We start from the raw sequence: 24,308 nt of genomic DNA on the forward strand, positions 1-24,308 counted from the left end.
ACACCCGAATTGAGTTTTAGATAAATCTAAAAATTTCGTTGATGACTAAAGCCCCCTTTTTGCAGCTTGAAAATAAATTTTGGGGAAACTCCTAACAAAAAGGGTATTTGCGTCTATAACTCATTAAGATTGATTAATGAAAAATGCCTAATGTACCGAAAATACTCTTTTTGTTGACACATCATCATAAATTAAATTTTTAAATTAATATAATCCCTATCATAACAAGCTTTTCAAATTAATATGATACCAAAAATCGACTTTCTGCACTGCAATAATTATATAATATGAATTTTACTCCTTATTTTCCAGTTTGTTTTTTATTTCTCGACCTGTTGGAGTAATGGCCAGACCACCTTTGGCAGTTTCTCGCAGTGTACTAGGCATCTGACTTCCCACATCTGTCATTGCCAGTATTACTTCATCTGGTGGGATAACACTCTTTATTCCCGAAAGTGCCATCAAAGCAGCTGTCAGTGCATGTGAAGCCGCAAAACCATTTCTCTTTACACAGGGAACTTCAACAAGTCCGGCTACAGGGTCACAGACAAGTCCCAATAAATTTTTAAGTGCAAGTGCAAAAGCATTAACAGCCATCTCCGGACTGCCTCCCATCAGTTCTACTGCTGCACCTGCAGCCATTGCAGAACCAACACCACATTCTGCCTGACATCCACCCGCTGCACCGGCAAGTGTAGCTGTGTGAGAAACAACATCACCCAGTCCAGCTGCTGTAAAAAGTCCTTTTACCATATCTAAATCACTCAAATTTAATTTTTCTCCAACGGAAACAACGACAGCTGGAACTATCCCACTTGCACCTGCAGTTGGTCCTGCCACTATTTTACCCATACCAGCATTAACTTCTGCCACAGCAAGAGCATCAGTTATTGCAGCCATAAAAAGCCTCTCCGGCTTATCTTTACTATATTCTGCCATCTTCAGTGCTTCTTCACCAACAAGTCCACCTGAAGATTTAATCCTACTATTTCTGCCTTTTTCTATCGCATCTCTCATTACGACAAGGCTTTCTTTCATCTTTGCTACAACTTCTTCTCTGGGAAGCTCACTTTCTTCCACTTCCACCTGAATTACTACTTCTGAAATAGAAATATTATTTTTCTCTGCCACTTTTAGCAGTTCATCAATTGTTGAATACTGCATTATCTCACCTTCCAATGCTGAATTTAAAATATCGGTATAATTTAAAGTGACGGTAGATATCTAACCTGAAGCACATTTTCCATTTTTTCTAGACTTGTAATAACATCACTGTCCGGAACCTGATCCAGTTCTATAATACAGGATCCTATATCTCCCTTTTTATTCCGATAGACCTGCATAAAAGCTATATTAATACTGTGATAGCCGAGGGTAGATGTTATTTTTCCTACTTCTCCTGGTCTGTCACGGTGCAGAATCCAAAGTGTAGGCATTCTGCCGGTAAGATTAACATCATTTTGATTTATTTTAGTAATTACAATTCTACCTCCACCAATAGAAGAACCGGTAATACTGAGATTTTTTTCTCCTGCATAAAGTTCCAGCATTAATGTATTGGGATGAACATCCCGCAGGTTAACTTCCTTAAATTCAAAATCCATCCCTTCTTCTTCAGCAATTTTAAAAGATGTACGTATCCTTTCATCATCTGGAAGAAATCCCAGCAGTCCACCAATAACTGCTCGGTCAGTTCCATGACCACCAGCAGTATTGGCAAATGAGCCATGAAGGTTAACAACAACTTTTTCTATTTTGTCAGCAAACAGCAGCCGGGCCATTCTTCCCAGTTTAGCAGCACCTGCTGTATGTGAGCTTGAAGGACCAATCATAATCGGCCCCATTACTTCAAAAATACTCATTTTTCCCTCCCATCATCAATATCGTTACGTAAAATAATTCTCGAAAATTACCTAATTTCCTGCTTACACCTCTTATGAATTTTATTCTTTCAGTATATTTTTTTATCCAGATTTTTTTATGTTGACTTTGAACCCAAAGAAAAGATTGATGGTGTTCTTGCTTATATAACCTTATATCAGCTGTTTTTTAAACATAATATAGAAATTATTATTCTATTCTCCAGCCGCCTTTTTACGCTGCACCTCATCTGTGATTATAAATGATTTCATCATATCTACAGCCTTATTCAGCTGGTTATCTTCTCCATTTTGAGCAGCTTCTGCATCCAGCTCAACCTCTATATCCGGTTTTATTCCTTTTTCATGAATATAATTTCCATCAGGAGTATAATATCTGGCTGTTGTAATACTTACTGCAGATCCATCTGCAAGAGGAACCACTGACTGTACTACACCTTTACCAAAAGTTGTAGTTCCCATCAGCTTACCTCTTCCATAGTCTTTTATAGCACCAGCGACTATTTCGGAAGCACTTGCAGAACCCTTATTAATAAGAACTATAACAGGTATTTCTGTATCTGCTTTAAATTCTTTATTTACATTTAATACTCTTTCTATATTACCCCTCTGCCTTATAGAAACGACCTGTCCTTCAGAGATAAAGTTGCTAACTACATTAACAGCTTCACTGAGAAGTCCACCCGGATTATTTCGCAAATCTAGTATAACCCCTTCAGCACCCTGTTCCTTTAATTTATTCAGCTCTGTTTCAATATCAGTACCTACATTTTCGACAAACTGGGCCAGACTTATGTAGCCAATATTTTCGCTCTTCATCTCACTTTCAACATATGGAACTTCAATATCCTCTCTGGTAATCTTAACTTCCAGCTCCTGATCCATATCTGACCTCTCTACTGTCAGCACAACATCTGTTCCCGGTTCACCGCGCATAAGGTCAACAGCTTTCATCTGAGAAATCTCTCCAGTTTTCACCCCATCAATTGTAGTTATTATATCTCCTGCCCGCAGTCCGGCTCTCTCACCCGGAGTTCCTTTAATAGGGGAAACCACTGTCAGCTTATTATCCCTGGTTGTAATTACAATACCAACCCCACCATAATGTCCTTCATACTCTATCTGCATTTCTTCATATTCTTCAGCATCCATATAGTAGGAAAAACGGTCAACTTTGTTCAGCATCCCATCTATAGCACCTTCAAGAAGTGTATCAAGCTCTACATCTTCTACATAATAGTTTTTTATAAGAAAAATTACATCCTGAAAGGCATTTGTCTTATCATAATCATCCGTATCCTGTGCAGTTCCTGTGATAACTGCAGTAAAAATTAAAAGAGAGGCTAACAATAATACTAAAATTTTCTTCTTCATACTCTTTTCACCTGCTTTCAAATTTTATCTTACCTGTAATACTTTTTCTGCTCAATTTTACTCCATTTTTACTCTATTATGAAAAATTTAATCTATTTTGAAATAATTTTGCTCTATCTAAAATAATTATAAACATATTTGCAGATTTTTAACTGTATCAGACATGTGCAATATCTGCAAAACCTTCCCCGAGAACTTCATTTACATTATTAATTGCTACAAATGCTTCTGGATCCACCTCTGCTACAACTGCTTTTAATTCAGTCAGTTCAGAGCGGGATATTACACAGAGCAGCACCTGTTTTTTTTCATCTGTATAGCCACCTCTCGCTTCAAACTTTGTTACACCGCGATTCAGCTCATCAACTAGTCTTTTGTTTATCTGATCAGCTTTTTTAGATATTATAAGTGCCTCTTTTTTGATATTTAAACCTTCCTGAATAACATCTATTGTTTTAGAAGTGATAAATATTGTGATTGCTGCATAAAGTGCAGCTTCCAGATTGAAAAAAATTCCAGCCAGGGTGACAACAAAACCATCAGCCAAAAGCAGGCCCTGTCCAACACTGATGCCTGTATAATAATTAATCAGAGCTGCAACCATATCTGTCCCACCTGTTGTTCCTCTTGACCTGAAGACAAGCCCGAGTCCGATACCCCCAAGTACACCACCATAGATTGAGGCAAGGAGCAGATCATTTGTTAGAGATGTCATATACAGCTGCAGCAGATCTGTAAATATTGATAATATAACAATCCCATAAATGGTTCTTAGTCCAAATGACATACCCATTATTTTAATACCGGTCAAAAAAATCGGCACATTAAATATAAGCATCATAATACCTATCGGAAAACCTGTTAAATAAAAAATAACGGTGGATAAACCACTTACCCCACCTGCTGCAATCTTATTTGGAACCAGAAAAACCGTTAAAGCCAGGGCCATCAAAAATGAACCAACTGTAATACCTATGTAATCAAGTATAATCCTTTTTTTCATCAAAACACCTCCGAACAGCAAAATTAGGTTCTCCTGCCTAAAAATCTTTCTCTTAAAACAAGAAGTATAAATCTGGGCAGAGCAAGCATCCTACCAAATCTGGATGGTTCCTGAAGCAGCCTGTAAAACCACTCCAGCCCCACCTTCTGCATCCACAGTGGAGCCCTATTTACCTCACCTGCAATTACATCAAAACTCCCTCCAACTGTCATAGCTGCCCCAACATTTAAATTTTCTATATTTTTACCTATAAATCTTTCCTGCAGAGGTACCCCCATACCCACCAGAAGTAGATCGACATTTTTTTTATTAATTTCCGAAATAACCTTTTCCTGCAGCTCTCTATCCAGATATCCGTGGTGATAACCGGCTATATTAAGCTGCGGATAATCCCGCTTCAGCTTTACTACAGCCTTATCTACAACACCAGGCCTGCTTCCCAAAAAATAAAAGCTGTATTCTTTTTCTGCAAATTCTTCAATCAATCTGCTCAAAAGATCAAAACCTGCCACCCTTTCTATAAGTGGAGTACCCATTATTTTAGCTGCCAGAACTACACCTGCACCATCCGGTGTGCTCAAATAGGCAGAATTTAAAATAGATGTCAGTTCTTTATCATCTACTGACATAACTATCATTTCTGAATTAGGAGTCACAATATATGCCGGTTTTTCAGCAGGTCCAGCATCTTTTTTTAGCAAAATTTCCACCTTTTCTACCGCTTCCTGCATATTTACCCTATCGATTTTTATTCCCAGTATCTCCACCAGCTCTCTCACAGCCTGGCCTCCTTAAGTGCACTTTCTGCAAAACTACACACTTCAGCTTTTTTCGCAAGACAGATATTTTTTAACCTCTTTCTAAAATCATAGCGGTTTTCCAGCAGATATTCTAATTCTGCATAAATATCATCTCTGTGCAGAGATCCAATATCAAGTGTATTGAGAAATTCAATTTCCGAAACCAGCCCATCTATTTTGGGATCATAGCTGACAGCAAGAAATGGTATCTGATTTAATAATGCAAAAATAAGGCTGTGCAGTCTCACTCCTAAGAACAAATCATTATCTTTAAGCTGTTTAACTGCCTGAAGTGGATCTTCTGCAAGCTCTTCTATAATAACATCACTTCCTGTGGTTCTGTCAAGAATAGTTTTCAATTTTTTTGAAGGTCTTTCGTCAACACCTCTATGAAAAGGATATATCTTAAAATCACAGCTGTATTTTTGAGCAAATTTGCTCATCCCTGCCCCCAGTTCTTCAATATAACCAGCCTGCCATGGGCGTACAGAAATCCCCACATTAGTCCTGCTGTGCAGCTTTCTTTTGACCACATCCTTTTCATTATAAAGAGCAAAAGCCGGATCAGCGGTGAGTTTTACATCTTTTCCTTTTAGTCCAATACGGCTGAGAAGCTCGGCTGACCCGCGGTCTCTAACTCCGATATGATCAATATTTTTAAGTGTAATTCCTGTTATTATGCGGTTTATCTTTCTGTTTAAAGGACCTACGCCCTGTGCGTAAAATGATACTTTTGTTCCCTGCAGTTTAGCCAGCCAGATAAGTCCAAGGTAATAAAAAATAGAAAGGTGGCCAGTTACATCCTGAATTAAACTTCCACCACCAGTGACAAAAAGATCGGCTTCTGCCAGCTCAGAAATTATATTGAGCAGTGAAGTTCTGCCTGCCGCATCTACATTATATCTTTTTTTAGTAACTTCAGGATCAGCAGAGAGTACGGTTATATCAATTTCAGAATTTATTTCTTTAAAAAGTTTTATAATTCCGGCCAGAACAGCCTCATCTCCCAAATTATCAAAACCGTAATACCCTGAAATAAGAATTTTAGACAAGCTGCTCACCTCTGTTCAGCCGAAAAATATTTTTCATACAAAAATACAGCAAACTGATAAATAACAATCAGTATCATTCCTAAAACAAGCCCCAGCCAGTATGAATGAAATGTCCTAATTAGTGAAATAATAACAGGTGTGTGAAGATGTGAAAAAGTATTTGCAGCTGTTATCATTCCAACAGAAGCAAGCATCAGCACAGGATAAAAATAAATTCTTTTTCTGTATTTAGCTGACAGCCACAGAGATAATACAAAAATAGGGTGTCCAATCAAAAATTCCTTAAAGCGGGGCCGTACATACAGCACTCCCTCCAGCAGTGACCTGAGTGTTTTTTCCCAGGCTGGTACAGGCAGCAGTGGAAAATTACCTGTTCTGCCTATATATATAACAGCTATAAAAGCAAGTATTCCGGCTGCAATCAAATGCTTAACTCTTATCTCTGCTTCCATAAGAAAAATTAATCTTTTTTTCAAATCTTCATTTCCCAATGTTAAAAAATAATAAAATGAAATTATTATTAACGGCAGCAGAAAAGAAAATTTTACACCACGGAACTGCAGAATTTTTAAAATAAATGGAGTGCTATTTAGTGAAGCCGAAACAAAAATTCCACCTGTAAGTGCGGTCAAAACTGCCGCTGTATATTTTAATATAAGTTTAACTATTGATTCTTTTTTTTCATTTTTAACTATATCACTGCCGCCGAGAAGAAAAGCTATTACAGCCAGTGACGGGAAAATTACTGCAGCAGCAAGAGCTGTAAGCTGTCTCAAAAAAATCTCCTTATTTATTAATAATAAAAAAATAAGTCCAGCTGCGGCCACACCAGCAGCAGCTAAATTTAACCACTTTCTAAATTTATCACCAACTGCATTTTCCAGCAGGTAGTTTAGCAGAATTACTCCACCTGCAGCTGTCCCAGCAAAAACAGCCAGAAAACTGAACAGGGAAGCGGAAAAAATTGGTGCTGCTTCTGCATTTCCTACTGTATAGCCTGCATTGTTTAAGTCTGTTTTTAAAGCTGAAAGCAGGCTGTAGTTTTTATTTAGAAGATTATTTCCTTTTAAATATGGTTTAAAATATATTATCTTCACATTTCTTTCTCTAACTGCTCTTAAATATCTGTCCACTATTACAGAGATAGATGTCTGTTCAACCTCTTCCTGCTGCATGCTGTGAACTCTGAGCAAATTATAATCTACAGCAGAGGCAATATTTTTTGCCCCATCCTGAGCTGCAATAAAAGCCTCAATATATCCAAAAGTAATGGAATGTTCTTTTAAGAGCTCTGCTGTTCTGTCCAGGCTGTCGGGATAACCTGTTATTTCTTCACCATCAAAAATTATCAGTTCAGGAGATAAATGCTTCAGATTATTTTCAAGTACTGCCTGAGAATTTAAATCATTTGCACTTCTTAAGGCTACTTTTAAACTGCTGTTTTTTGCTGATTTATAGAGACTACCATTATAAGAAAGATTAAGGTTCAACAGTTTATCATGCCACTGCGGGAAAAAAAGAAAGCTCAGGTTTTCCCCCTCAATCAGCCGGGCATTATACTGTTTCTTTAAATGATCTGCCAGCTGATGAAGGTTCTGCCTGAGGTTTTGTGAAAAAACAGCAAAAACTGCTCCATCATCCAGATCTCCAGCTGCAACACCTGCAGATTCAAAAAAACTCAGCCTGTCTTTATCTAAAAGCATAAGCTCTGCTGGTTCTATACGAACTATTTTTCCATTTTTTTTAAGATCTTTTATACTCTGCTGATAAACCGCGACTCCAGTGACTCCATTTTCTTTAAGCTTTTCTATCTCAAGCTCAGGTTCCTGTGCTGCCAGTTCAATTAATCCATCTCCATCAATAATTATTTCTACATTATCAGCTCTATCAATTTTTTCCACTCTTTCAGCAAGAGATATACCGGCTCCTATTAAACTAATTATAATAATTAGCATCAGTACTTTTTTCAAGTTTATTCACCTTTTCTATCGGCAGAATTTATGCTTGCATATTTTAAATAGGATTCTATAAATTCATCCAGATATCCATCCATAACTTTCTGTGTGTTTCCCTCTTCATGTCCGGTTCTGTGATCTTTTATCATATTATAGGGGTGAAAAACATAGGACCTTATCTGACTGCCCCAGGCAATTTCCTTATGCTCACCACTTAATTCCTCTATTTTTTCTGCCTGTGCTTCCTCTTTTAGTTCAATTAGTTTTGAAGTTAAAATTTTCATTGCCACAGATTTATTTTTATGTTGTGACCTTTCATTCTGACACTGTACAACTACACCTGTAGGCAGATGTGTTATCCTTACAGCCGAATCTGTCTTATTAACATGCTGTCCACCTGCTCCACTGGCTCGATAAGTATCTATCTTTAAATCATTTTCATTAATATCAACTTCTACATCATCATCAATTTCCGGTATTACATCTACTGAGGCAAAAGAAGTATGCCTCCGGCCAGATGAATCAAAAGGAGAAATCCTTACCAGACGGTGAACACCTTTTTCCCCTTTAAGATATCCATATGCATAATCACCAGAAATCAGCAGGGTTACACTCTTAATACCGGCTTCATCTCCGCCAGTAAAATCCAGAGTCTTTACTTCATAGCCATTACCTTCTGCCCAGCGGGTATACATTCTGAGCAGCATTTCTGCCCAATCCTGTGATTCTGTACCTCCAGCCCCAGGGTGAATTGAGAGGATGGCATTATGGTCATCATACTGACCATTTAACCTCAGCTGTAATTCTAGATTATCTATTGTTTTTTCTAAAGCTTTAAAGGTGTTTTTTAGATCACTAGAAACAGATCCAGAATTCATCTCATCACTGAGCTCCATAAATACCTCAGCTTCCTCAAACTTTTCTTCCAGTTCTTTCATCACTTTAAGCCTCTTTTTTATCTTGTCCAGCCGCTGTGATTTTTTGCGGGCATTTTTCTTATTATCCCAAAAATCGGAGGCTGCCATTTCTTTCTCTATTTCTTTTTTTTCTTTCTTTAGTGAAGACGTGTCAAAGTAAATCACTCAATTCATTAAATCTATCTTTTAGTTCTTCATATTTATTTTCATAATTCACTGCCATTTTATCATCTCCCACAGCATTTTTTGTATTTTTTTCCACTCCCACAGGGGCAGGGATCATTTCTGCCCGGTTCTTCACCTTTGACAACTGTGTTTTCACCTATACTGCCGTCACTGGTGCTGGATTTTTTGTTTCCTCTAGAAAGAACATTTTCAGCTGAAGAATAATTGAGCTGCTTCTGCCTTATCTTCTGCTGCATTTCTGCTTTTTTGTCTTTAACTTCTACCTGGAACGATGTTTTTATTATATCTTCTCTTATGGAAGCTGTCAGCTCATTGAACATGTCAAATGATTCAAATTTATATTCTGTCAGCGGATCTTTCTGACCATAAGCCCTAAGTCCAATACCCTGGCGAAGTTCATCCATATTATTAAGATGTGACATCCATTTTCTATCAATTACTCTAAGGGACAGGAATTTAATTATACTGTCAAATCTCTTCGGACCAATTTTGTCCCTCTTTTTTTGAAATTTGCTGAGTGCTTTAACGAAAATTATTTCTGCTATTTCTTCTTTTTCCTTATTTTTAAATTCTTCTTTTTTCAGCTCACCTGCAATACCCATACCTTTTAGATATTCCAGCATTCCATCAAGATCCCAGTCTTCTGGATGGATATCATCAGGCATGAACATTTCCAGAATATCATCCAGCAGTTTTTCTAACATTCCTTCAATTTTTTCTATCAGCTGATCTGTTTTGAGCAGTTCGCGGCGCTGTTCATAAATAACCTCTCTCTGCTTGTTTAGAATATCATCATATTCCAGAATCGCTTTTCTAATATCAAAGTTGCGGGATTCCACCTTCTGCTGTGCTCTTTCCAGAGAGTTGGAAATAATTTTATGCTCTATCGGCTGGTCCTCATCCACACCTAATTTATCCAGTATCCCGTTTATTTTATCAGAACCAAACAGGCGCAGCAGATCATCTTCTAATGAAACATAAAATTGTGATGAACCGGGATCGCCCTGACGTCCCGAGCGTCCCCTGAGCTGATTGTCTATTCTTCGACTTTCATGTCGTTCAGTACCTAATACATGCAGACCTCCCAGCTCTTTTACTCCATCACCAAGGACAATATCAGTACCTCGACCGGCCATATTTGTGGCTATTGTAACACTCCTTTTCTGCCCGGCATCTTTTATTATATCTGCCTCTCTCTCATGGTTTTTTGCATTTAAAACATTGTGGGGTATATTCCTCTTTTTCAAAAGCCTACTTAATAATTCAGATTTTTCTATGTCTATTGTTCCAACCAGCACCGGCTGGCCCTTTTTGTAAAGTCTTTCGATCTCATTTATAACAGCATTTATCTTGGCTTCAATGTTTGTAAAAACAAGGTCTGATTTATCCTCCCTTATCATGGGTTCATTTGTAGGTATTACAACAACAGACATACCATAAATCTTTTTGAATTCTTCCTCTTCTGTTGCAGCAGTACCTGTCATACCTGCCAGCTTATTATACATACGGAAATAGTTCTGCAGTGTAATCTTGGCAAAAGTCTGACTCCCCTTCTGTACCTGCACACCTTCTTTAGCCTCTATAGCCTGATGCAGTCCTTCACTGTAGCGGCGGCCTTCCATCACCCGGCCGGTAAACTCATCTACAATCTTGACTGTTCCATCTTTAACTATATAATCTCTATCTTTTTTCATTAAAGTGTGAGCTTTTAGTGCCTGATTCAGCTGATGGTTGAGCTTGAAATTTTCTTCAGCATAGAGATTTTCTATTCCCAGCTTTTTCTCAGCCTCTTTTATCCCTTCTTCTGTAAGTGTGACAAGTTTATTTTTTTCGTCCAGCTCATAATGCTTATCTTCTTTGAGGTGGGGAATAACTCGATTAAACTTTTTGTAATCACTGCTTGACTCCTGTACAGGTCCAGAAATTATTAGCGGAGTTCTTGCCTCATCGATTAAAATACTGTCAACCTCATCTAAAATAGCATAGTGATATTCTCTCTGTACCAGATCTTCTTCTTTATAGGCCATATTATCACGCAGATAATCAAAACCAAATTCATTATTTGTACCATAAGTTATATCACAGTTATATGCTTTGCGCCTTTCAGCAGGTGGCATTCCACTTAAGATAACTCCAACCGACAGTCCTAAAAATCGATATATCTGGCCCATCCACTCACTGTCCCTCTCAGCCAAATAATCATTAACTGTTACAACATGAACACCTTTACCGGTTAGAGCATTAAGATAAACAGGCAGTGTTGCTGCCAGTGTTTTACCTTCACCTGTTTTCATCTCTGCAATTTTCCCCTGATGAAGAACTATACCACCCATAAGCTGTACATCAAAATGACGAAAACCTTCTTCAGTAGAACGCTGTGCTGCTTCACGAACAACTGCAAATGCTTCTACCAGTAGTTCATCAAGACTTTCTCCATCAGCATACCTATTTTTAAATTCTTCTGTCTTTGACTTCAACTCTGAATCACTTAATCTCTTCATTGCCGGTTCTAAATTATTTATTTCATCAACAATAGGTTCTAATTTTTCCAGTTCTTTTTCATTTGGATCCTTAAAAATTTTCTTGAGGAATTCAAACATCTAACATCCTCCTGTTTGTAATATTTTATTAAAATCATCCTTAAATTTCCTGCATATCAGTAGATTCTTTACAATCAAAATAATTATATCATTTATACCCTGTCAGGTAAAGCGTGAAACGTACCAGGTACAAAAAAGAAAAACAAAAAACCCTGACAGAAGTTCTTTTAATTAGAAACTTCTACCAGGGCTTGTATTTGTATTTAATAAAATTTTATTTAGCCAAAAATGGGTTCTATTAATCCATAGTTGCCGTCTTTCCTTTTATAAACAACATTGGTTTCTTCTGTTTCCGCATTATAGAAAACAAAAAAGTCATGTCCGAGAAGATCCATCTGCATACAGGCTTCTTCTACATTCATCGGCTTCATTGCAAATTGCTTGGTCCGCACAATTTTAGGCTCAAATACATCTGTTTCTATTTCTTCCTCTTCAAGTTTATTGTTAAGTATCTGCTCTTTGCGCTCTTCTTTATACTCCTCTTTAAATTCCTGTTTGCGCTCAATGTATCTATCATGAATCTTAGTTTTATACTTTCTAAGCTGTCTTTCTAATTTGTCGACCACACCATCAATAGAAGCATACATATCACCTGTTGCTTCTTCTCCCCGCAGTATGAGGCCCTTAACATAAGCTGTAACCTCAACTATATGTCTTTCCCTTTCTACCTCCATGGAGATCTGAACTTCCATCGGCTCCCCATTAAAATACTTGTCAAGCTTTCTCACCTTCTCTTCTGCGTGCTCTTTTAAAGAAGGGGTAACATCGATGTTCTTTCCGTAAGTCATTATTTTCATGAAGCTCACTCCTCTCACATCTATTATAATATATTTATTCTATATAATTACTCTGATTCCTGCTGGATTAATAAAATATTGAAAATTGTAATATACAAATACTGTTAATATATCTCTACCGGAACTGAAGCTGCTGTCAGTACAAAAATTTTATTGGAATCCAGCCTGTTTTTAATAAGTGCAGCTGTCTTGGATGCTGTAGTACCTGTGGTTAGAATGTCATCAATTATTAAAATATTTTTTTTAGAAAATTCTCTAAAATTTATATTTTTCTTTAAGCTAAATACATCTTTAAGTTCCATCTCTCTGGCTTCCCTAGTAAGTGAAAAAAGCGGAATGCTGTTTTTAGTTCTAAGCAGAATATCCCTATATTCTATTCCTGTCTTTTCGGCCAGCAGTTCAGCCAGCAGTGCTGCCTGATTATAGCCGCGTATCTCCTCTCTCTCTTCGTGCATGGGAATTGCCATTATATAATCAATATTATATTTAGAAAAATATTCCTTGAAATAGAGAAAAAGAATCTCCACCATTGGTGAAGCAAGATCAGGTCTGTGTCCATATTTAAATTTAAGCAGCAGTTCACGACCATAACCGAGATAGCTGAAGCTGCTGCGGGCAGCATCGAAATCCGGCATTTTTTCCTGACATTCTGGACATAAATCGCCCGCAAATAAAGAACTTGGAATTACCTGTCTACCGCATAAAGGACAGGGTTCAGTGATAAACGTAATTCTGGAAAGACAGCGGCTGCAGATACCGGAAATTTCAGAAGAATCATAGCGGCGACCACAGGCTAAACAGACAGGTTTTTCCGGATATATAATGTCCAGAAGTGTTTTTTTTACTTTCAATTTTATCCCACCAGATCTCTCAAGTTGTAATTTTCTTTTAAATCATCTATCTTTTTTCTTGCCCTCTGCAGAGCATTGTCAACTGTTTTAACACTAACATCTAATTCTTCCGATATCTCCTGATATGATTTGCTTTCCAGGTAAGACATAAAAACATCCCACTCAAGGTCTGTCAGTTCTTTCTCTAAATCATGCATAATTAGAGTTAAAATTTCCTGACAGATAAATTTCCTTTCCAAATTTTCACCTTTATCAGGCAGAATTTCATTAAAATTTCTGCCATTTTCATTGCCATAATCAAGAGTTTTATCAAGTGATGCAGAAGAATTTAGGGGAACATGTTTCTGTCTATTTGCTTTTTTTATGGCAGATATCAACTGTCTGTGTACACAGAGCTGAGAAAAGCCGCGAAAAGAAGCTCCTTTTTCTCTGCGGAAATCTCTTATGGCCTTGTAGAGGCCAACTCGTCCTTCCTGTACAACATCCTCTCGATCCAGACCTTTTATAAAAAAAAATTTAGCTTTTGCATATACTATATCCATATTCTGATCTATAAGATATTCAATAGCAAAATTATTTCCAGTCTGGGCCATCTCGATAATCTCTTCCTCTCCCTTCTCACTAAACAATAAAATCCCCCCCATCCGTTCAATTAAAGATTTTCATCAGGGCCTGGAAGCTGATGCCCAGATCCAGCACTGTCGCACCAATTAGGAACAAAATTAAAATTAAAATAATCTGTAGATCAATATTTCTCATCATTTAGTCTGCCTAATCTTTTTAACCAGTTCTGTTGTTGATCTGCCTTTTACCTCTTTAATAAAAACTATCTTCCCCCCATATTCATAGACAGTCTCTGCTTCAGGCAAATCTTCCAGCCTGTAGTCACCGCCTTTTACATAAATCTGTGGTTTCACATCTTCCAGAAGACTCCTGCAGTCCACTTCCGAAAATGGTACAAGAAAATCTATCATATCAAGAGCAGATAATATTTCCATACGTTCTGCTCCTGGTACATAAGGACGATTACTGCCTTTAAGCTTTTTTACTGAACTGTCACTGTTAACTGCCAGTATAAGCTTATCTCCAAGTGAGGCCGCTTTTTTAAGATATCTTATATGACCAACATGAAGAATATCAAAACAACCATTTGTAAAAACAAGCAGTACTCCCTCTGCTTTTAATTTATCTGCTTTTTCTTTTAGTTCATCTCTTGTTAAAATTTCAGCTGACACCCTTAACCACTTCCTTTATCAATTCTTCCGGAGTAACAACTGCCACTCCACTTTTTCGCACCACAATACCGGCTGCAGTATTAGCAATATTAACAGCCTCCTTCACCTCTGCTCCAGAAGCAAGGGCCAGAATAAGAGTGCCTACAACGGTATCTCCGGCTCCAGTTACATCAAAAACTTCTGTAAAATTAGCTGCCGGTATATGAAAAATTTCATCTCCAGGAGAGAACAGGGTCATCCCTTCTCCTCCTTGTGTAATCAGCAGATATTTAAGCTCAAGTTTATCGCGCAGCTTTAAACCTGCTCCTTCTACCTCAGCCTGTGATTTGAGAACTTTACCACAGGCTGCAGAAGCTTCTTCCAGATTGGGAGTAGCAATACTTGCTCCTTTAAATCCAGATAAATTGTAGCGGCTGTCAACTGCCGTCATAACCTGATTTTGTTCTCCCAGATTGATCAGCCTCTGTGTCAGTTCACTACTGAAAAGTCCATTACCATAATCAGAAAACAAAATTCCATTAACCGAATTTATATTATTTTCTACATATCTATATATCTTTTCAGAAAGTTTTCCTGAAATCGGATCAGTCACAAGGTGATCTATACGTACAACCTGCTGTCTTACCACCTGGTCTCCACCGGCAAGAATTCTGGTTTTTTCTGCAGTGGGTCTTTTTTTGTCCTGAAGAACACCATCTGTCTTTATGTTCCGATTTTGAAGTTCTTTTTTTAGAGCTTTTCCGATTAGATCACTGCCTATAACTCCAATTAAATTAACGCCACCACCAAGGCTGGAAATATTGCTAGCAGCATTGGCACCACCACCCGGAAGAATCTTTTCATTTTTCTGCCTCAATATAAGCACCGGAGCCTCCCTGGAAAGCCGCTCCGGATCTCCAATAATAAATTTGTCAGCTATAAGATCACCAATTACCATAATCTCCTGCTGAGAAAAAGATTTAATATATTTTATCAGTATTTCTGTATCAAAATCTGACATTTTACTATAAATTCCTCCTAAAGTTTAACTTCAAGTCCCAGATTAACTACATCTTCATCAAGATCCCAGTAGAGGTTTCCCAGTCCGATAATAAAACTGCTCCTGCGGGTCATCGGAACAGACATTCCTCCCCGGTAATATGCATGGTTATCCAGATCTTCATCTATAAAATAATAGGTTTCCCAAAAAAAATTGTTGCCTGAATAAAGTGTGCTGGCAGAAACACCGATCGCTTTGCCAAAATCTATTCCATCGGCTTCATCTGTAAAAAGAAGGTGGGCATCAATTCTATAGGTTTGCCTCATCACAGCATTTAAACCAAATAAACAGCCAGCATGAAAATCATCGCCATCATATCCCAGAGTAAAACCAGCGGTATTTCCATTATTCATTCCAAAATCAGCATCAAGCTGAAGTATATCTATATCTGAAGAATCTCCAGAAACCGTATATTCCACAGCCCGAAGATCTGCAGCTTTTCCCACAATTGAAAACATCAAAAGCAGAATTATAGTTAATAAAACAATATGTCTTTTTTTGAGCATTAATATCTCTCCCTATTTTTATTTATCTATATTTATCTATCAGAAGCCCGTTACTTATTAATCTTTTCTCATTGGGGTTATTCATAGTAAATCCCCGGATTACCATTCTGGCAGAACCGCCTCCATCAAGGTTCACAGCATCTTCTGCACCAAGCCACTTCAAAAGATCTGCCATTTCCTCAAGTGTCATACCAATACTAAAATCTGGCTGTCTGCCATCTACAGTCACCAGCATAAGCTGATTTTTAGAATTTACCCCGAGTGCAGTTCTGGGAGCTCTTCCCAGCAGAATATCATTCTGAAATTTTTCTTCAGAACCGGTAATATCTATTTCACCATTTTTTAAAAGGCGTGGTCCACCGGCAAGTGCATGAACAATATTGTTCTCCTCAAAATCCGGTGAAAATTTATGGTTTAATTTTATATCAATACCAATTATATTATACAATATACTATCAAGTCCTACAAATTTTTTATCAATTCTCAGTACAAAACCATCTGGTGGAATAAGATTTTTGCTTCCCTCCTCTTTTTCCAAACCGATAATTTTACCTTTTCTAATTACTATATCGATCATTCCTTTTTTTAGAGGGGGAACTCTGTCATCATAGTAATTATTATAAATTACAGCTTCTTCAGCCTTTGGTTCTCTGTTGATCCCGCTGAGTTTAATTTTTCGGCCGTCAGCAAATACAGCATTCCCCTCCCACTCTACCTGAGAAATAGATGCTTCTCCATCTTTATTGAAGAGAACAGCGGTTCTGCTGCTGATAGGTTCACTTATAAGCTCACCATCCAGGTACAGCAGTCCCAATGGACGTCCGGAATAATGAAAATAACCTCCATTGACTCCAGCAAGAGCACCTTTTTCTTTCACAATATCGGCCAGATCTTCCCTGCCTGCAACTACACCACGGGCCAGCACCGGCTTTATTTTTAGATTCTGGTTTTTAAGATTCATTTCAACAGCAGTTATAATACGCGGGCCATACCATGTCATCTGTCTGATCTCCCTGAACTTTAAACCTGAGGTTACATTTGCTGTAAACTTAACCTCTGTATCAACTATCTTTCGGATATCCTTAAATTCAGCATCAGGATAATAGTGTTCTATTATCTCCTTATAAGAAAAATCTGCCTGTGCAAGTGGTACTATACCTGCTTTGGGCCTCATAACATTTCTTTTTCTCCCGTAGTCTTCATTAGTATATAAGCTGCCGTTTTTGGTCAGTATAATACCTTTTGTAGATTCAGCTGCAGAAAGAAATTCTTCCACAATAGAACCATCTCTAAACTCTTTTATATTTTCCAGCAGTGATCCCTGACTAGCAATCATATGAAGAACATAACTTCTATAGATAATTGACTGTGCTTTGAGAGCCTCACCAGGAGCATTTTTAGCCATATTAAGCTGCAGGAAATGAGCTGTAAGGTATTCTATATCCAGTTCATATAACATCAGCACACCTGAATTTAAAGTTCTAAACTGAAAATCTCCTTTTAGAGAAATGCCATTAACATTGAAGATACCGGAGATATTAAGCCGCTCATCGGTTTTTATTCTATTTCCTCTGGCAGTATATAAAGCAGCTCTATTATCTAGTATTCCACTCATATTTTTATTTACATCCAACTGCGAAAACTGTTTGAGCCAGACCTGCCATCCATCTTTTTTAAGTTTTTGCACATCTGGAGCAGCAGACTGCTTACTGGAATATCTGCCGACCATAATTTTATATAAGTTTCCTTCATTATTTATATGAACATCATTATATCCCTGTTCATAAAGTTTATTTTTCATTTTTTCTGCTTTGTTTTTGTCGGAAGAAGCAAAAACCTGTATAGAGCAGTAAGGTTTTTGCTGTGAGATATTTCTTCTACTTACAAAAAACAACTTTTCTTTGTCAAGCTGATATATTTTTTCTCCTGTATATGAATCTTTTAGAAAACTATCTTCTAAAACTTCAATTTCAATTTTGGAAGATGTACTAAAAACTGGTATGTATATTTTTCTTTCTGCCTCAATAAAATCTCTTATTCCACGTGAAAAAAACTCCTCTGCAGCTGCCGGTATAGTCAAAAAATCCTGCATAAAAACTGCAATCAGGAATATAATAATAAGACCATATCTTAATGAAAAATTTCTTTTATTCAAAACATTCATCTCCTATTTTTGAGAAATGAGGCACAATTTCTTCTATATCAATATATTTTATCTTAATATCTTATTTCCTGCCTGAATTTTGAAAAATTTTTGTTATTTGGTTTAAAAACTTCAAAATTCCTGCCTCATCCTATTTAGCAGCTTAATTTAAAAAATTAGAAAAAATTTTTCCTAAATTATTTTACGATAAATCTGCAGTTTATGATAAAATAGACAGTACAAATCGATTAATTAAGTAAATTAAAGGGAAATTTAAGCCGGATTTAAGCAGAAAACAGTATATAAAAAAATAAAGCATTATAAACAATACAAAATATTTTAATCTAATTAAATTAATCAAATTTAAAGTAAAGGTGATTTTATGGATAATTACAAAATCAAAGCAGCAGTTATAGACGGTTATCTGGATGAGCCTTCATGTCTAGGAGTTCCTCCATATATTTCTCCCCATGTCCGCTACCTCTGGGGTGCTCTTATTGATGCCGGACTGGACAGAGAAAAAATGACTTATATTACAATAGATGATTTTAGAAATAAAAAAGAATATTATTTTGAAGAGCTGGAGAATTACGATATTCTGATAGTCACCGCAGGTACAACAGTACCGGGCCATTATATGGGAGGCAAACCCGCTTCTGCTGCAGAAATAGAAGAAATCTCAAAAAAGGTATTTTATCCAACCAGAGTACTGGGAGGACCTATCACACTGATAAAAAACATGACAGAACGTTTTGAAAAAAATTATGATATTATTAGTGCTGAAATAACAGCGGCTGATATTTATCAGCGCCTTAAAGACACTAAAATAAAAACTGCAAACTTTGCTGAAATGATAGACAGATGGTCTGTGCTGGGGGCTGAAGTTGTCAGAAATCATCCTTTTTATCCAAATTTAATGGCAGAAATAGAAACTTTTCGGGGCTGCCCCCGGACCAGTCACTGTACCTTCTGCAGTGAACGACTCAAAAAAATAAGATACAGCAGAAATGCTGCCGGTATCGCAGAAGAAATAAGAGCTCTGGCAGAAAATGGTATCCATCATTTCCGACTTGGAAGTCAGACAGATCTGCTTCTTTATGGAGCAGAAACTTCTTCTGGAAAATTTATTCCAGCATCAGAAAAAATACTTGATCTCTATCAGGGGATCAGATCAGCCGATCCTGAGTTAAAAGTACTGCACATGGATAATATTAATCCGGCTACAATTGCACACTATCCAAAAATATCATCCAGAATACTGGAAATAATAACTAAGTACAATACAGCCGGTGATATAGCAGCATTTGGAGTGGAATCTGCAGATCCACTTGTACTGAAAAAAAATAATATAGACACAACAGTAGAGGAAAGTATTAAAGCTATTAAAATAGTCAATCAAATTGGAGGTAGGCGGGAAGATGGAATTCCTAAACTGCTTCCAGGAATTAACTTTCTGCACGGCCTGATCGGAGAAAGGAAAGAAACATTTGCATATAATTTTAATTATCTCAAAAAAATACTGGATATGGGATTAATGCTGCGCAGAATAAATATCAGGCAGGTGTTCAGGCTGGGCAGCTATCCTGAAGTAAAATACAGCCAGGGAAAGTTTATAAACTACAAGAAAAAGGTAAACGAAGAGATAAACAAAGTAATGCTGCAGAGAGTTTTCCCTTATGGTACTGAAATTAAAGACCTTTATGTAGATCAGAGGAAAGGCAATTTAACTTTTGCCAGACAGCTGGCAAGCTACCCCATTCTGGTTGGTATACCCGGCCACCTCACCGAAGATAAAATAGAACGGGCTAAGGTAGTTGATCACGGCTACAGATCAATTACAGCACTAAAATGGCCAAAAAAAATAGATGACTACAAACTATATGAGCTGGAAGCAGTTCCAGGTATAGGGAGCAAAAGGGCTGCCAGAATAATAGCTGAACAGCCCCGCAATATAAATCAACTCAAATCAATTATAGGAGAAAATCTCCCCATTGGAGATATTTCCAGCTGGTTTATCTTTAATAACCAAGCTGATAATTAATTATATTTATCAATTCTCTATCATTTACAAATCTATCGATATTTGAAGTAAAAACTTCTACGGCACGTTTATTGTAATCTGGAAATAGCCCACCTACATGTGGAGTTAAAATTAGATTTTCTTTATCATAAAGGGGAGAGTCTTCAGGTAGTGGTTCTTCCCTGTATACATCAAGGGCCGCTCCGGCAATAACTCCATCTTTAAGTGCCTGAATCAAATCTTCTTCTACCACAACTTCTCCTCTGGCAATATTTATAAAATAGGCCGAATCCTTCATAAGTGCAAAAAGCCTCTGGTTAAACATATCTCTGGTCTCTTCTGTAAGTGGAACTGCTGCAACAGTAAAGTCTGCTTCTACCAGCCTTTTTTCCAGTTTATCAGCTGAATATACTTTATCAAAACCTTCTGGAACAATGGACGGGTCGCGCTTGATGCCGATTATCTCCATACCAAAGGCAGCTGCTCTAACAGCAATAGCAGTTCCCACAGCACCTGTTCCCACTATAAGAAGCTTTTTATCTCTCAAAATATCAACTTTCAGCTTATCCCATATATGTTCCTGCTGCTGTTTAAAAAAATCTTTAAACCTGCGGCTGAAGGCTATTAGATAACCTACAACCTGTTCACCTAAAGAATCCACATGTATACCACTCATATTTGTCAGCACAATATCTTTTTCCTGCAGAAGCGGCTTTATACTGTCAGAAAGAAGTCCATCCACACCTGCAGACCAGCTCTGTATCCACTTTAATTTTTCTGCCTTTTCTATAACTTCTTTTTCGGAAAAACTGCCTACACAAACCATAATATCTGTATCAACAATCTCCTGCAGCTGTTTATCTTTTTCTTCTGCAATAACCACCTCAGCATCCGGAAGCTCCTGTTTAATCTTTTTTATATATTTCTCATTTAAATCTAATACTGACATTATTTTCATTACATAAACCCTCCCTCTACTTTACTACTCAATAATTTTTTAATTTATTTATATTTATTCTGTTTTGCCCAACTATATCCTGCTTATTTATGCTTAAAAATTATCTACTACCTTTTTTAAATAATCAGCAAATTCTTCTTTAAACTCTTTTCTCCTCAGTGCAAAATCAACTGTCGCCTTTAGAAAACCCATTTTATTACCCACATCATACCTCTGTCCTTCAAAATCATAGGCATAGATTTTCTTTCTGGACAATAGAGTTTTTAATGCATCTGTCAGCTGAATTTCGCCTCCACGTCCGGGAGGTGTATTTTCTATAATCGGGAAAATATCCGGAGTAATAATATAACGGCCCAAAATGGCAAGTTCTGAAGGTGCTTCTTCAACAGAAGGTTTTTCTATCAGATCTTCAGCAAGATAGAGATCCCCATCTTTCTGGCTGAAATCAACAATTCCATATTTACACACATCTCTGTGCGGAACTGTCTGACAGCCAAGCACAGGGCTCTCCGTTTTTTCGTAAATTTCTATCAACTGCTTTATAGCTGGGATTTTGGAATAAATAACATCATCTCCCAGCAGAACTGCAAATGGATCATTTCCCACAAAAGTTTTAGCACAATAGATGGCATGTCCGAGGCCTTTTGCCTCTTTCTGGCGCACTGTATGTACCCTGATCATGCTGGAAATTTTTCTGACTGTTGTCAGCATTTCATCTTTATCCTGTTTTTCTAAAGCCATCTCAAGCTCAGCACATTTATCAAAATGATCTTCTATCGACTGCTTGTTGCGGGCTGTAATTAAAAGGATATCTTCTATACCTGCCTCTACTGCTTCTTCAACAATATACTGTATTGTCGGTTTGTCAACTATGGGCAGCATTTCTTTTGGCTGTGCTTTAGTGGCAGGTAAAAATCTGGTTCCCCAACCTGCAGCTGGAATTACTGCTTTTGTGACTTTCATTATATCACACTCCTAAATTTTTTTATTTGTTTTATCTATTTAATTTGTTCTATTAATGTTCAACATATAATTATTTAAGTTTATTCCACAACAAACATTTTAACAATCAAATTAAAATTTGTAACCTAATTCCACTCCAAACCTTTCATCTTCTCTGTCAAAATCATAGGCTGTATAAATATCCAGCTCTATCGGCTTAAGTCCCAGCAGATAAAGTTTTGAATTAACACCTATTCCGGCAGCTGAGGCAGTATCACCTTCACCATCTTTATAATAATCTGCAATAAGATAAGCACCTATATTTGTCATTTGAAATACCTGCAGCAGTTCAAATGGTTCACTTAAACGGTAATTATAATTAAAATTTACTGCTGATTGAAATTCCGCCTCAAAATCATCCAGATCCCGCCCTCTATAAATTACAGGAGAAGGTAAAATATCGCTGCTGTTGTAAACCAGCCTGGTTTCAATTCCCCAGGCTCTGCTGAAATCATAATTTATATAGTGAGAAGAAAGTATTTCACTTTCTGATTCATCTTTCAAAAATATTATATCATTTTCTGTCTGCCATTCAATTTTTTTCCCTTCTTCTCTAAAATCAGCTCCAAACAGGTAATATTCCTCATCCATGCGGCGGCCTTCCCCAAAACCAAAGTTAAATCTTTCCCCAAAATATTTTATTTCTCCCTCATAATCATCTTCCGTATCAGAATCATAATCATTGCTGTAGCTGAAGAAAAAATCAAGCTGTTCTGTCATTTTAGCAAAGCGAAAAAAAGCTTCATAGCCGCTGTCAAATCCATCCTTTTCTAAAACGCCTAAAGATAAATTTTTATTTTTAAATTCAAGTCCTGTCTGAAAATCATTCAGCGGTGAGCGCAACATTTCCTGCTTAAATATAGAGTGATCACGTCCATAATAAAGCAAAAACTCCAGATCTTTCCCCTGGGTTACAAATCTATCGTATTCCAGATCACGCAGTGAACCTGAAATATTATAATGTTTCCGTGGTATATAATCAACAGTTGTTACCCCTTTTTTTGCCAGCTCTGCTTTAATCTCCGGCATCATATCAACTGCTGTTTCATAACCAATCTGTATAAATTTTTCTGCCATATTAAAGTCCATAAAAGAATAGTCTCCGACATCACATTCAATTACAATATCTGCATATCTATTTATTATCTGTGTAGAATGCTTCTTCTGTATTATGTTGAGAAACCTGCCGGCTGAACGGGAAGCTGAACCATAATCTTCCAGATCAAAATTATCAAATGATGTTGTAGCAATAACTATATCTGCTCCCAGCAGGGAGGCGGCTTTTGCCGGTGTGGCCTCCAATATGCCGGCATCAATAAAATAATCTTCTCCTTTTGAATGTATAGGAAAATAAAATGGAATGGAATAAGAGCTCTGAATCTCTTCTGATATTCTACCACTTGTTGCAAGATATTTTTTTCCTTCTGACAGATTAAAACTCAAAAGGGCTGCCGGTACCGGAAAATCCTCCAACCTTTTATTGGGCGATATTCTCTCAAGAAAAAGATTAACTTTTTCTGTATCCAGCAGTGAGCCTCCTCCAGATATACCTATATTAAGCAGGTCTACAAAAGGAGTGCTGCTTATAATATCAGTCATCTGATCAACAGGCAGTCCACCACCATAGATAACACTTACAATAGCTCCCATACTTGTACCTACCAAAAAGTCTATCGGTATTCCATTCTCTCTTAGCGCTTTTACTATACCAAAATTTACTATCGCCCGGGCTCCACCACCGGAAAGTGCAAGACCAACTACAGGCCGATTTTTGCCGGATATCCTTTCCTGAAATTGAAGATAATTTTCTACAAGATATGATTCATCTCCATAAACAATTTCTGTAATATCAGATAGATCTTCAGCTGCAAATGCTGGGTGAACTAACAACAGGAATACAGCTGCTGTTATAAATATTAAGAGGTTAATTTTCAGCTTCAATTTTGACCCCCTTTTAAAATAAAATCCTGTTAAAGAAGGGAACAGTAAT

Annotated in this window: 20 protein-coding genes; 1 reads left to right on the plus strand and 19 read right to left on the minus strand. The window is 37.1% G+C overall.

The annotated features are described in order from the left end of the window. Positions 1 to 294 precede the first annotated feature (294 nt). The 16 genes from sdaAA to DER71_RS09515 form a co-directional block, all read right to left on the minus strand. Positions 295 to 1,164 (minus strand): L-serine ammonia-lyase, iron-sulfur-dependent, subunit alpha, encoded by an 870-nt coding sequence (gene sdaAA / locus DER71_RS09440; protein WP_114458577.1) that lies wholly within the window; start codon positions 1,162 to 1,164, stop codon positions 295 to 297. A 41-nt stretch (positions 1,165 to 1,205) separates the two neighbouring features. Then, positions 1,206 to 1,862: an L-serine ammonia-lyase, iron-sulfur-dependent subunit beta gene (gene sdaAB / locus DER71_RS09445; protein WP_114458578.1), complete on the minus strand. Its 657-nt coding sequence runs from the start codon at positions 1,860 to 1,862 to the stop codon at positions 1,206 to 1,208. Between the two features lie 213 nt (positions 1,863 to 2,075). After that, positions 2,076 to 3,254, minus strand: a complete 1,179-nt coding sequence (locus DER71_RS09450; RefSeq protein ID WP_114474587.1) for a S41 family peptidase — start codon at positions 3,252 to 3,254, stop codon at positions 2,076 to 2,078. A 157-nt stretch (positions 3,255 to 3,411) separates the two neighbouring features. Beyond that, a complete protein-coding gene (locus DER71_RS09455; protein ID WP_114458602.1) occupies positions 3,412 to 4,257 on the minus strand; it encodes a YitT family protein in 846 nt (281 codons plus the stop codon). 23 nt (positions 4,258 to 4,280) lie between these two features. After that, complete coding sequence (locus tag DER71_RS09460) at positions 4,281 to 5,036, minus strand: WecB/TagA/CpsF family glycosyltransferase (RefSeq protein WP_114458580.1); 756 nt, start codon at positions 5,034 to 5,036, stop codon at positions 4,281 to 4,283. Continuing rightward, complete coding sequence (csaB, locus tag DER71_RS09465; RefSeq protein ID WP_114458581.1) at positions 5,033 to 6,109, minus strand: polysaccharide pyruvyl transferase CsaB; 1,077 nt, start codon at positions 6,107 to 6,109, stop codon at positions 5,033 to 5,035. The genes DER71_RS09460 and csaB overlap by 4 nt, the downstream gene beginning before the upstream one ends. A 5-nt stretch (positions 6,110 to 6,114) precedes the next feature. After that, entirely contained in the window at positions 6,115 to 8,079 is a 1,965-nt protein-coding gene (locus DER71_RS09470) for a DUF5693 family protein (RefSeq protein ID WP_114458582.1), read from the minus strand. A 2-nt stretch (positions 8,080 to 8,081) separates the two neighbouring features. After that, a protein-coding gene (prfB, locus tag DER71_RS09475; protein ID WP_233487036.1) for a peptide chain release factor 2 occupies positions 8,082 to 9,204 on the minus strand; the annotation gives its coding sequence in 2 pieces (ribosomal slippage) (positions 8,082 to 9,134 and positions 9,136 to 9,204; 1,122 coding nt in all). A gap of 4 nt (positions 9,205 to 9,208) precedes the next feature. Further along, on the minus strand, positions 9,209 to 11,767 hold the full coding sequence (gene secA / locus DER71_RS09480; RefSeq protein ID WP_114458584.1) for a preprotein translocase subunit SecA: 2,559 nt from the start codon (positions 11,765 to 11,767) through the stop codon (positions 9,209 to 9,211). 218 nt (positions 11,768 to 11,985) lie between these two features. Next, positions 11,986 to 12,564, minus strand: a complete 579-nt coding sequence (hpf, locus tag DER71_RS09485) for a ribosome hibernation-promoting factor, HPF/YfiA family (protein WP_114458585.1) — start codon at positions 12,562 to 12,564, stop codon at positions 11,986 to 11,988. A gap of 104 nt (positions 12,565 to 12,668) precedes the next feature. Next, the gene (locus DER71_RS09490) at positions 12,669 to 13,415 is read right to left on the minus strand and encodes a ComF family protein (protein WP_114458586.1); all 747 of its coding nucleotides are present in this window, start codon (positions 13,413 to 13,415) and stop codon (positions 12,669 to 12,671) included. Between the two features lie 2 nt (positions 13,416 to 13,417). Continuing rightward, entirely contained in the window at positions 13,418 to 14,044 is a 627-nt protein-coding gene (gene sigH / locus DER71_RS09495; protein WP_114458587.1) for an RNA polymerase sporulation sigma factor SigH, read from the minus strand. Between the two features lie 129 nt (positions 14,045 to 14,173). Then, complete coding sequence (gene rfaE2, locus DER71_RS09500) at positions 14,174 to 14,650, minus strand: D-glycero-beta-D-manno-heptose 1-phosphate adenylyltransferase (protein WP_114458588.1); 477 nt, start codon at positions 14,648 to 14,650, stop codon at positions 14,174 to 14,176. Further along, positions 14,640 to 15,650 carry a bifunctional heptose 7-phosphate kinase/heptose 1-phosphate adenyltransferase gene (locus DER71_RS09505; RefSeq protein ID WP_114458589.1) on the minus strand — a complete coding sequence of 337 codons (1,011 nt, stop codon included), beginning with the start codon at positions 15,648 to 15,650 and terminating at the stop codon, positions 14,640 to 14,642. Before DER71_RS09505 ends, rfaE2 begins: the two co-directional genes overlap by 11 nt. 17 nt (positions 15,651 to 15,667) lie before the next feature. Further along, positions 15,668 to 16,195 (minus strand): hypothetical protein, encoded by a 528-nt coding sequence (locus DER71_RS09510; RefSeq protein ID WP_114458590.1) that lies wholly within the window; start codon positions 16,193 to 16,195, stop codon positions 15,668 to 15,670. Positions 16,196 to 16,217: 22 nt separating this feature from the next. After that, positions 16,218 to 18,350 (minus strand): phosphodiester glycosidase family protein, encoded by a 2,133-nt coding sequence (locus tag DER71_RS09515; protein ID WP_158531753.1) that lies wholly within the window; start codon positions 18,348 to 18,350, stop codon positions 16,218 to 16,220. Between the two features lie 370 nt (positions 18,351 to 18,720). On the opposite strand from DER71_RS09515, the gene DER71_RS09520 reads away from it, so the two are divergent. Further along, the gene (locus DER71_RS09520; RefSeq protein WP_114458592.1) at positions 18,721 to 20,379 is read left to right on the plus strand and encodes a radical SAM protein; all 1,659 of its coding nucleotides are present in this window, start codon (positions 18,721 to 18,723) and stop codon (positions 20,377 to 20,379) included. Here DER71_RS09520 and DER71_RS09525 read toward each other — a convergent pair. The 3 genes from DER71_RS09525 to DER71_RS09535 all read right to left on the minus strand — a co-directional run bounded on the left by DER71_RS09525 (position 20,357) and on the right by DER71_RS09535 (position 24,259). After that, on the minus strand, positions 20,357 to 21,316 hold the full coding sequence (locus DER71_RS09525) for a D-2-hydroxyacid dehydrogenase (protein WP_114474588.1): 960 nt from the start codon (positions 21,314 to 21,316) through the stop codon (positions 20,357 to 20,359). The two genes, DER71_RS09520 and DER71_RS09525, sit on opposite strands and share 23 nt — an antisense overlap. Before the next feature lie 93 nt (positions 21,317 to 21,409). Continuing rightward, on the minus strand, positions 21,410 to 22,279 hold the full coding sequence (gene galU, locus DER71_RS09530; RefSeq protein ID WP_114458594.1) for a UTP--glucose-1-phosphate uridylyltransferase GalU: 870 nt from the start codon (positions 22,277 to 22,279) through the stop codon (positions 21,410 to 21,412). Between the two features lie 111 nt (positions 22,280 to 22,390). After that, the gene (locus DER71_RS09535; RefSeq protein WP_158531754.1) at positions 22,391 to 24,259 is read right to left on the minus strand and encodes a patatin-like phospholipase family protein; all 1,869 of its coding nucleotides are present in this window, start codon (positions 24,257 to 24,259) and stop codon (positions 22,391 to 22,393) included. Positions 24,260 to 24,308 lie beyond the last annotated feature (49 nt).

Origin of the sequence: Halanaerobium sp. DL-01, from assembly GCF_003338615.1 — a bacterium.
Lineage (GTDB): Bacteria > Bacillota > Halanaerobiia > Halanaerobiales > Halanaerobiaceae > QPJE01.

Coding starts and splice junctions, on each gene's coding strand:
- secA (WP_114458584.1), bottom strand. CDS start 11,767: ATGTTTGAATTCCTCAAGAAAATTTTTAAGGATCCAAATGAAAAAGAA.
- DER71_RS09450 (WP_114474587.1), bottom strand. CDS start 3,254: ATGAAGAAGAAAATTTTAGTATTATTGTTAGCCTCTCTTTTAATTTTT.
- DER71_RS09510 (WP_114458590.1), bottom strand. CDS start 16,195: ATGCTCAAAAAAAGACATATTGTTTTATTAACTATAATTCTGCTTTTG.
- sdaAA (WP_114458577.1), bottom strand. CDS start 1,164: ATGCAGTATTCAACAATTGATGAACTGCTAAAAGTGGCAGAGAAAAAT.
- DER71_RS09520 (WP_114458592.1), top strand. CDS start 18,721: ATGGATAATTACAAAATCAAAGCAGCAGTTATAGACGGTTATCTGGAT.
- DER71_RS09525 (WP_114474588.1), bottom strand. CDS start 21,316: ATGAAAATAATGTCAGTATTAGATTTAAATGAGAAATATATAAAAAAG.
- DER71_RS09455 (WP_114458602.1), bottom strand. CDS start 4,257: ATGAAAAAAAGGATTATACTTGATTACATAGGTATTACAGTTGGTTCA.
- sdaAB (WP_114458578.1), bottom strand. CDS start 1,862: ATGAGTATTTTTGAAGTAATGGGGCCGATTATGATTGGTCCTTCAAGC.
- DER71_RS09505 (WP_114458589.1), bottom strand. CDS start 15,650: ATGTCAGATTTTGATACAGAAATACTGATAAAATATATTAAATCTTTT.
- galU (WP_114458594.1), bottom strand. CDS start 22,279: ATGAAAGTCACAAAAGCAGTAATTCCAGCTGCAGGTTGGGGAACCAGA.
- hpf (WP_114458585.1), bottom strand. CDS start 12,564: ATGAAAATAATGACTTACGGAAAGAACATCGATGTTACCCCTTCTTTA.